The sequence below is a fragment of the Moraxella sp. genome, assembly GCF_024227015.1.
GTDB lineage: Bacteria > Pseudomonadota > Gammaproteobacteria > Pseudomonadales > Moraxellaceae > Moraxella.
This window is the reverse complement of record NZ_JAAELD010000343.1, coordinates 1-904: the sequence shown is the minus strand read 5'-3', so window position 1 is coordinate 904 and position 904 is coordinate 1. Positions and strand designations below refer to the sequence as shown.

Annotated in this window: 2 protein-coding genes; both read left to right on the top strand. The window is 50.2% G+C overall.

Annotation, left to right across the window (positions count from 1 at the left end; translation table 11 throughout):
• The coding region (locus tag GY683_RS07675; protein WP_297288173.1) for a transposase family protein at positions 1–741 on the top strand (741 nt) is incomplete at its 5' end.
• Positions 705–904, top strand: a 200-nt coding sequence (locus GY683_RS07670) for a hypothetical protein (RefSeq protein ID WP_297288172.1), incomplete at its 3' end; no start/stop codon positions are given. The genes GY683_RS07675 and GY683_RS07670, both read left to right, overlap by 37 nt.

Below are 904 nucleotides of genomic sequence, written 5' to 3'. Positions count from 1 at the left end.
AGAAGGCTGGCAACGGACTGGATTAAGTATTTCAAGCATCCTTTGTTATTGTTGGAGACATTTGTTGATCCCAGGCATTTTCAGGGCACCCTCTACAAAGCAGCCAACTGGCAGCTATTGGGGTCAACGCGTGGATTTAGCCGCATTAGCGGTGGCGCTTATGAGCCTAATGCATCCCCTAAAATGGTCTTTGCTTATCCCTTGCAACGCAATGCACGTAGACTGTTGAGCCAATCTAAACTTAAACCTGAATATCAATTTGGAGAGACGACACTGATGATCACCGCTGCACAGATGAAAACACTTCCTGAACTGTTTAACGAGATTGAGGATCCCAGACGCGCCGAGGGGCAACGCCATCGCTTATCGACGATTCTGGGCATTGCGACAGGAGCGGTATTATGTGGTCGTGTGGGCTACAAGGGGATTGCCCAGTGGGCGCAGTCTTTGGGTCAGGATGCCCGTGCTCGTTTCAGGTGTAGCTATAAAAATGAGCGCTATATCGTGCCCAGTGAATATGTCATTCGTCAAATCTTGATTCGGGTTGCGCCAGATGCACTAGACCGAGCGCTCAAGCAATGGAGTGCGTTGTATGCCGTAGAAGACGAAAGCCTCGCGATCGATGGCAAAACCATGTGCAACGCACTAAACGGCGAAGGTAAACAAGCCCATATCATGAGCGCCATTGGCCATCAAAGCATGAGTTGTCACGCCCAAAAAAAGTCGGCGAACTTCAGTTAGATGATGGCAGTAGCAAGCAAACCAATGAGATCAAAATAGCCGCGCCTTTGCTCGCGCCTCTGGATATAGATGGCGTGGTGATCACGGCTGATGCGCTACTCACCCAACGTGAGTTTGCACGCCATCTTGTGGAGGATCGACGCGCGCATTATCACTTTACGGT